Source organism: Ruegeria sp. C6 (genome assembly GCF_056537625.1).
Window position 1 is genome coordinate 1 of the sequence record NZ_JBQFRW010000015.1, and the last position, 8,471, is coordinate 8,471.

At 52.9% G+C, this 8,471-nt stretch carries 7 protein-coding genes; 2 read left to right on the forward strand and 5 right to left on the reverse strand.

Annotated elements, in window-relative coordinates; translation table 11 throughout:
• Positions 1–273: 273 nt before the first annotated feature.
• Positions 274–993 (forward strand): methyltransferase domain-containing protein, encoded by a 720-nt coding sequence (locus ACR0MJ_RS20535; protein ID WP_480762422.1) that lies wholly within the window; start codon positions 274–276, stop codon positions 991–993.
• A 108-nt stretch (positions 994–1,101) separates the two neighbouring features.
• Here the strand turns inward: ACR0MJ_RS20535 and ACR0MJ_RS20540 are convergent, their stop codons facing one another.
• On the reverse strand, positions 1,102–1,809 hold the full coding sequence (locus tag ACR0MJ_RS20540; protein WP_480762424.1) for a methyltransferase domain-containing protein: 708 nt from the start codon (positions 1,807–1,809) through the stop codon (positions 1,102–1,104).
• Positions 1,810–2,011: 202 nt separating this feature from the next.
• Complete coding sequence (locus ACR0MJ_RS20545; RefSeq protein ID WP_480762425.1) at positions 2,012–3,727, reverse strand: adenylate/guanylate cyclase domain-containing protein; 1,716 nt, start codon at positions 3,725–3,727, stop codon at positions 2,012–2,014.
• A gap of 396 nt (positions 3,728–4,123) precedes the next feature.
• Here ACR0MJ_RS20545 and ACR0MJ_RS20550 point away from each other — a divergent pair, with 396 nt between their 5' ends.
• The gene (locus ACR0MJ_RS20550; RefSeq protein WP_170684013.1) at positions 4,124–4,417 is read left to right on the forward strand and encodes an antibiotic biosynthesis monooxygenase; all 294 of its coding nucleotides are present in this window, start codon (positions 4,124–4,126) and stop codon (positions 4,415–4,417) included.
• A gap of 308 nt (positions 4,418–4,725) precedes the next feature.
• Here the strand turns inward: ACR0MJ_RS20550 and ACR0MJ_RS20555 are convergent, their stop codons facing one another.
• The 3 genes from ACR0MJ_RS20555 to ACR0MJ_RS20565 form a co-directional block, all read right to left on the reverse strand.
• Positions 4,726–5,763: a hypothetical protein gene (locus tag ACR0MJ_RS20555; RefSeq protein WP_170684011.1), complete on the reverse strand. Its 1,038-nt coding sequence runs from the start codon at positions 5,761–5,763 to the stop codon at positions 4,726–4,728.
• Between the two features lie 87 nt (positions 5,764–5,850).
• Complete coding sequence (locus tag ACR0MJ_RS20560) at positions 5,851–7,680, reverse strand: relaxase/mobilization nuclease domain-containing protein (RefSeq protein ID WP_170684010.1); 1,830 nt, start codon at positions 7,678–7,680, stop codon at positions 5,851–5,853.
• Positions 7,677–8,096 carry a ribbon-helix-helix protein, CopG family gene (locus ACR0MJ_RS20565; RefSeq protein WP_170684007.1) on the reverse strand — a complete coding sequence of 140 codons (420 nt, stop codon included), beginning with the start codon at positions 8,094–8,096 and terminating at the stop codon, positions 7,677–7,679. The genes ACR0MJ_RS20560 and ACR0MJ_RS20565 overlap by 4 nt, the downstream gene beginning before the upstream one ends.
• Positions 8,097–8,471 lie beyond the last annotated feature (375 nt).

Consider the following 8,471-nt stretch of genomic DNA (forward strand, 5'->3'; position numbering starts at 1 on the left):
CTCGAACTTTCGAACGACGACAAAAAAGCTGGTCCGACAAAACGGCAGATGCGTTCTTCGCTCTCGGGGTTAAATAATTCGCCGGATCAAGTCGGCGCATTCATTTATTGTTGGTGGATCCATGCTCAAGACTCAACGATCCATCCTGCTTTTCGTAGATAACCCAATTTCTGATAAGGTTTGGAGACTTGCGGGCTTTGTAAGGGGGGAGAGTTGCTTAAGTTTGACGCGGAGACAACGAGATTACTTGAAATCGCCTATCAAGGAGCTGAATTGACGCGGCGAAGACAGGCTTCATTTGATGCGCTGTGCCCGGCTCCTGGTGAGACTATTTTGGATGTCGGTTGTGGCAACGGGATGTTAACAGCGGAGTTGGCCCGCGCAGTCGGCTCGGATGGCTATGTCATCGGGATCGACCCAAGCGAGGATATGACGGCAGCCGCAAGAGAACGGTGCAGTGACTACGCAAACGTGGAGTTTCGTGCGGGCGCCGCAAATAGCTTGCCCATTGAGGATGAGAGTGCTGACAAGGCCGTCTCGGTGCAGGTCTTTGAGTACATCGAAGACGTAGACGGTGCATTGGCTGACACGCTGCGGTGCGTCAAACCCGGCGGGCGGCTTGTCATCAGCGATCTACACTTTGGCAGCTTGATTTGGTTCAGCGAAGAGCCCGACAGAATGCAAAAGATGCTGACATCCTGGAACCAGCACTTTGTGAGTGGTTCCCTCCCGGAAAGACTGCCCGCACTGATCAAAGCGCGTGGCGACCAAGTGGAAGATGTCTTGTCGTTCACAATGACAGATCATCAGTTGAAGCCTGATGGCCTCGCAATCATGATGATGCACCTTATCAAGCAATACGCTGTCGCAAATGACCATGTTGATCCCACTGTGGCGCAATCGTGGTTTGACGAGCAGTTCGGCCTTGCAAAAGTTGGATGCTTCTTCTTTTCGATGACCCAATTTATCGTCGTGGTGCGCAAAAAGGGTTGATCGTACTACAAAACTGCCACTTGACCTCGGCTGCGTTCGCTAAACCATCTTATGGAGTAAAGTTGGTGGCTGGCTGTTGTCTACCGTCGCAACTCGAATGCCAAGAGTTTAAGGCCGCCTCGCAATCAGTGTTGCAAATAACTGATAGCCAAAAAGTGTGCGTTCTCTTGCACGACGGCGATACTCAGCGACCAATCCATTGTGCAGATCCTCTCCAATTTCACCGCGTTTCATCAGCACTTTGCCAGTTTCTTCGACCCAGGGGAGCATTTGGTCATTGTCCAGAATACTTCTGCTTTGAAGACTGAACTCTTCAACTGTGAATCCCGCATTTGAGGCCAGGCCGCGCAGCTTGGCGACAACAAATCGGTCGGTGACAAACTCGTTAACAAATATCTTGGCGCAGGCGTCCAGAGGATCGTCTGGCATGTTTCCTAGTGACGCTTTCGAAAAGTCAGCGTCACACACCACGAGACACCCTCCCGAACGTAGGACGCGCGCTGCTTCGGCTAAAAGGGGTGCAGGATCTTCCACATGGGTAAGCACCGTGTGCATTATCAAATTATCAACCGAGCCATCATCCAGGGGCAGCGACGCTCCTCCTGCGACCTCAAACTCCACATTGTCGTGGCCCCCAACCCGCGCTCTTGCTTCGGTCACAAAGCCTACCGACGGCTCAAAACCAATGACGCGCGCGGGGTTGGTTTTCTTCGCAATACGGCGCGTAACAGCTCCCGCGCCGCATCCGACTTCAACCGTCAGGCTATCTTCGGCAATTTCAAGTTTGGCCAGATAGTTTGAAACAATCTTTTCCATTGTGGGATCGGCCTGACGCGCGTCATCGCGTCGGCAAATGCGGAAATGAACTCCGCACCCGCAGCATCTACATCTTGAAACGGATCAGCCATCCCAACCACCCTCCATTAACGCTCAGTATTCTCGACTAAAAATCCTAGCATCACCTGAACAAAGAGCGGTTTCTACCAAAAAACAAAGCTCCCGCAGTGAAACGTTGAGTTCATTCGGGTAAACCGGCCAAACGCAACGATGCGCAGTCTTTCTCCAGTCTTTCTCGATCAGAAAAAAGTTGAGTTTTCGCCCACTCCGATATCGAAAACTGAGGACGGAACTTCATCACATTCCCTGCTTCATCGCGAGCGGCATCAAGGTTTTCCGTCTCTACATGGACGATTACAAGGTCGAGGTGTCCGAAGCCTTCAACCTTTTGACCATACTCGGTGAATGCCTTCTTGGCCTCCTCGTATTGACCGTCGAGCCGAAGGGCTAAACCCAGAACGCCTGCATACCAACCTGGATAGTGAGGATTCAGGGTAATGGCTTGTTGTGCGACCTGGATCGCTTCTCTTGCCTGCCCATTGAACGCCAATGTGAGGGACAATCTGGCGGCCACATCAGCGTGGTTCGGATTGAGAGCCAGCGCTTCGTTGAATTTTCCGATAGCTGACACTAGCTTGCCGTCGATTGCATCCGCAAAACCCGCAATTGCGTGAGCCTCTGGGTTGTAGCTGTCAATCTCCAGAGCCCTCCGTGCGCAGTCGCGAGCTTCTGCTAGCGCGGCACGCCGGTCAGCAACAAAACCATGTCTTGCTTCGACAGTGCAAATGAACCCCAAAGTACAATGAGGGGCCGAGTAACCCGGATCGAGTGCAATGGCCTGCTGTGCAAATCGACGCGCGTCGGTCTGTGCTTCTTTTGTTATTTTGCGCGATGCCTCTACAGCTTGTAATTGAGCAGTCCAAGCACTCAGGTTTGTAGTCCCAGAACCTCTGAAACGGGCCATTTCGCCCGCCAACAGTTCGACTTGTAGCTCAGTCGCAATCCTGAGAGCGATTTCATCTTGAACCTCGAATACATCTTCTATTAGGCGATCAAACCGATCTGCCCAAATGTGCATTCCGGACTTTGCGTCTATCAGCTGCGCCGTAATCCTAACCCGGTTGCCGCTTTGACGGACACTTCCCTCGAGAACAAGATCGACACCCTGCTCCTGACCGACCTGTTTCACGTCAACGGAACGACCCTTGTAGACGAATGTAGAGTTACGCGCGACGACCAGTAAGTCAGGGAGTTTTGACAGAGTGGTGATGATCTCTTCGGTAATGCCATCAGCAAAAAACTCCTGATCGGGGTCAGAAGAAAGATTATCAAAAGGTAGGACGCCTATTAGCAGAGATTTTGCATGGCTAGCCGGAGTTACTCGCGGTGGGGCAGAACCTGGAGGCGACCATTGGAAAACTTCTATTGGTGACGGCGCGTTCTTAAACTGTCGCTCTCCAGCGCGATGAAATTGCTCAGCGAGGCGCTCGTCAAGGCTACGATGGACGACATCTGAAATTAACACAGTCCCTTCGTTGGAAGCCTCCTGTAACCTTGCGGATAGATTGATGCCATCGCCGAAAATGTCATCTTCGTCGAATACTACATCTCCAAGATGCACGCCTACTCGTAGTTTCAGTGAGGACTGAGTTGACACCTGGCTTTGAAGATCAAGGGCGCATCGCACTGCATCAGATACCGAGTTAAACTCGACTATCCATCCGTCACCCATCTTCTTAACGACATTACCGCGATGATCGCTAACCAAAGGATCAAATAACTCTCGACGTAGAACACGAAGTTCACTGAGAGTCCGATTTTCATCTGCCTTCATCTGGCCTGAGTAGTTTACTACATCGGCTGAAAGTACTGCGGAAAGTCTGCGGTCTCCATGCATGTCTATTGGTAACGCAAAATTCCTTGCGTGGAAAAGGCAGCATGCTTTTTGGGTAATTCGCTCATCTTTCAGTCCATGGTTGTCTCAGCATCTGAAAACTACGAAACCTGATTTTGGAGCAGTGTTTCAGGGTTAGACCAGCCAAGCATCCAGACCGCAGTGAAGGTCAAAAATGGCGCAAACAGACCTACGCTGCATGTCTTACAAATGTCAGGTTTACTAATGCGCCTAAAACGACTTTTTGGACGACCAAGGCACGTCAGAACTTAGACGAGCTTGGTAATATAACTCTGCACGGTCTCTGAGCTGAAACTGAGTATGTGCCAAAACGTGTAATAATCTTGGGAAAAGAGGCAGTCATACATCCAAGAGCCGTTTATTAAGGAGGATGGATGAATGATCATGCGAATTTTTCAAGTAGTGACCCAACCAGGTAAAGAGGAAGAGTTTGGACGATTTTTTTATGAAACGGCGATCCCATTGATGAAAGGTACAAAAGGTATCGTGCAGGTGCTCCCTGGTGCCGCAAGAGCCGACTCACCCAGAGAGTTCAGTTTCGTAATGGTTTGGGAAAGCTTAGATGCGCTTAAGGCGTTTGTAGGCGAGGACTACAACAACCCACACATCGATCCGGCAGAGGCTGAATTGGTCCAATCCAGGACGATAAAACACTATGATCTGGTAGAATAATGACACTCGAAGATATCAGAGGTCTGGACGCCCTTGTTACGACCGGGTGGTTAGAAAGCCATCTGAATGACACCAGTATCAGAATCTCCGACTGTTTATATGATAATGCAATTCTTCACCACCAGTACAGTGCTTCGGCGAGCGTGTTGCTCAGCCGAAGCTTAGTCTTTGTCCGATCAAGTTAGGTCTTCGACAACCGCGCATGGCGCATTTCGCTTTATTGATTCTATTCCATCATCCCGATGGAACACAGGCCGATCATGCATTAACAATCACGTTGGACCCGTCATAAAGGGCTGCTCACGTGGTTAAAGACTGTGTCCATCATACTCATGGACGTGGGCAGCCTGTTCGCGGATATGGGCAATCTCCTGCACCACGGCGGCAATCTTGCTGGATGAAACTTGGTGCAGCTCACCAACAACTGCCTCCGCGCGCTCGTAGCTGTCCGGAACGCCTTGGCTGTTAAAATGGGCGGCAGCGGTGGAAATGTCCGCGTCTCGCCAAGTCGCAGTGGTGCCGACTGAAACGCTGTCATGATCGTTGTAGCGGGCCAGGAACTTGTTTCCATCGAGTCCGAAGCTGTTGGCGGTTGCAACAATGTCGTCACGCACTGCCAGCCATTTTTCGGCTTCTGTCGGGTCCAGGTTGTCCAACTCGGCCGCATTCATGGATGTGGTGTAACTGTCGTCAGCAACAGTGTACACCTGCAGGTCGGTGTCGTATGGGCGTAGCTCGGCAACATCGCCCTTCAGCTCTCCGATCTGCACGTCCATTGCAGCACGCAGATGCGGATCTTCGACCTCTCGTGCAAGAGCCTCCATGTTCTCGATGGAGTTCACAATGTCCTTGGTCTGCTGTTCGTAGTTCTCGAAACCGGCCTGCCCCAGAGCGGATTGCATATACTGAACATATCGATCACCAGGCGACTGGTAGTCGTCGGAATCCTTAAAGCCTTTGTCGCTGGACAGATCCGCAAGGGACGAATAGTAGGGGTGATACAGGTCGTATTCCTGAGCATCGTTCATGTGCTGAGAAACCAAAGTCTGCATATCGTTCAGATCAACCGGCTCCCCCGACCGCTCCGCAGCTTCCAATTCGATTTTCAGTTCTTCGACCAGATCCTTTTGCGCCGTATGTTCGTCAACACGGCGGTTGGCCTGGTCCTCGATGTCGAAGCTCTTTGAAGCGATGGCTGCACGATCATAGCCCATCGCTTGCTGCTCTTTCATGATGATGTCGATCTGCTCTGAAACGCGATCCTCGCGCGGGGCGGATTGATCGAATTGGGAATAGGGTGCGAAGTGTTCGACTTCGTTCAAAAGATAGTCTGTACGCGAAACCATAGTTTTTCCTTTGCGAGTTGATGGAAAACTCTTTGATGGATCTGCCTACGGCGTTGGCGCGCTCATCAGGCAGACCGGGTGAACTCCTTATAGGCTGTGTCCGTCATCGTCACCGCGCCCTTGCAAGAGCGGGTGCGTTGCGTGGGCGTGAACCTCTGAAAGTTCTTCTGAGATTGCGATAATCCTGGAAGAAGCAAGCTGGTGTAGCTCGTCAACAACAGCCTCAGCGCGGTCGTAGTTGTCCGACAATCCTTGAGCCTGGAAGTGGGCAGCGGCGGTCGAAATGTCGTCGCTGCGCCATCCCATTGTAGTGCCCAAGGTGACGTTGTGATGGTCGCCAAAGCGGGCAACAAACGCCTCGCCATCTAGGCCATAGCTGCTGGCTGTGTCGGTGACTTCCTTGCGGATCGCCGCCCACTGGTCAGCCTCTGGATAGTCGAGGGTATCCATTTCGGCAGTATCCATCAGGGTTGAATATCGCCGGTCCTCGATGATGAAGGCTTGAAGGTCCGGATCGTTGGTGCGCAGATCCGCAACGTCGCCCTTCAGCTCGCCAATCTGAATGTCCATTGCGACACGCAGATGAGGGTCGTCAACCTCACGGGCCAGCCCTTCCATCTTGTCAATGGATTGCAGCAATTCTTTAGTCTGAGACTGGAAGTCCTCATAGGCACCTTCGCCCAAGGTGTCCTGCATATAGACCTCGTAGCGGCGTGCTGCCGGGGCATAATCAGCGGACGCCTGGAACTCCTTGTCATCGACAATATCAGCAAGGGCAGACAGATACGGATGGCTCTGTTCGTTGTCCCGAACGTCGCTGATATGGGCAACAACCTGAGCCTTCAGCTCGGGTGCGATTGTTTCCTCAGAACCGCGTAATTCGATGTGTCGCCGCAAGTTGCTCATGACCTCGGGCGACACATAAGACGGGTCTCCTGGCTCGCCGTAATCATCAAAATGATGGGCTTGATCCAGCAGATGTTCCATTCTCGATACCATAGGTTCCTCACTTTCAACGAGTTGGATGGCAAACTCTTCGATCCGGTCTTTGACGGCATTGGCGCGCTCATCAAACAGATCCGACATTCTTGCGATGGATAAAGTCATCACATCGGCGGCCATGTCGCGGGCCGTAACTTCGACTTCCGGAGTGCTTTCAACAACCGACATTCCGGCCTGAACTTTCCACGTGTCCGTCTCAACTTCCTGCCGCAATCCGCGCTCAAGGCGGGTCGTTGCGGTCAGCTCAATTCCGTATTCCTCAGCAACCTCGACCTGGATAGAGCGCTGGACGTCGATGTTCATTTCGCTGCTCATACCCATAGCCAACCACTGCCCATGTTCGACGCCTCGGTTGTTCACAACGATGTGGACATGGGGGTTGTCAGTGTCGTTATGGAACACTGTCAGGTAGTCCCAAGTATCCCCAAAATCACCGCTGCCAAATAGGCGATCTGCGAACTCCAAACCGGCCTCATGAGCGGCGTCTGGATAGGTGCCTTCGGGAAAAGAAACGATCATGTGACGGGTATAACCGTAGTTGGTTTTCCCGTTGAAATCCTCGACCCAGGTCTCGATCAAATCACTGACCTGATCCGCATCGAGCGGGGTCACGCCATTGTCTCGGATGTCCAACACACCCTCTGCCCGGACGGTCAGATAGTTGATCTGACGGCGCAGCTCGTGCGCGTTTTTCACCCCACCTTTGCGGACGTGTTTCACAACTGCCTCGGGCTTTCCAACCACGGCACCCAGCCGCGCCTTGATGGACGAGGCCCGCGAAACCATGAACTTCATGCGCTTGGCAGTCTGCAACTGCTGATTGATCCGCTTGGAACGATCGACACCCCTCTGAGCCTCGCGGAAGGCAAGCTCTAGGAAGTCTCCTGCTGTCAGATCGTGGGCAGCGGCGTTCATTCTTCAGGTGTCCAATCGTCGTCGCGCAAAATCCGGCGAATGGCGGATTCTGGTTCTCGGTTTCGGCGGGCTGCTGTGATCATCGCTTTCAAGTCTTGCCGGTGCTGGATGATCGCGCGATGGAGATGTTCGACGTCGCGGCGGTCATCATCCGTCCAGATCACCGAGCCGCGCTTGGCCGATTTCGCGAGCTGGTTGAGGTTGGTGTATCCACCCTGAACCTGCCGCAAGTGCTTCTGCCAGAGATCCACTAAAGCGGGGTCAGGATCGAGATACCCAACCAGTCGATAGATCAGACGCTGGATGACCTGGTTCCGGCTTTTAGACCCCAGCGCCTCCACAGCGTCTTCCAAACGCTCCAGGGCATCCACCGGCAAACGTACGGAAAAGACGGTGGTGTCAGCGGGTTTGCTCAATGTATACCTAGGGTTGTATTTAGTGTTTGTAACACAACTACCTTATCCTGTCACAATCTCCAAGAGTAAACCGATGTGATTTGAGAAATCCGTATTTTCTCCAATCATGATCGGAGCAACTTTGCTCTTGGAGGCTATTTCCACGCCGGGAAAAGGGTCCCGCCCCTTTTTCAGCCAGCAGGCGTGGGTGCCGGTGGACCGGCGCAGGGCAATCACGCAAAGCGTGGGCTGCACGAACAGCGCCCGTCACAGTCCGGCACGTTCAAGTTCAGTATGGCATTTTCCGCGCGCCTCAGCGCGCTCATTTTCCCGCCGCTTGCGCGGCGGGTGTGGCTGGGGTGAGTGCCGCCGCGTAGCGGTGGGACGATGCCCCTG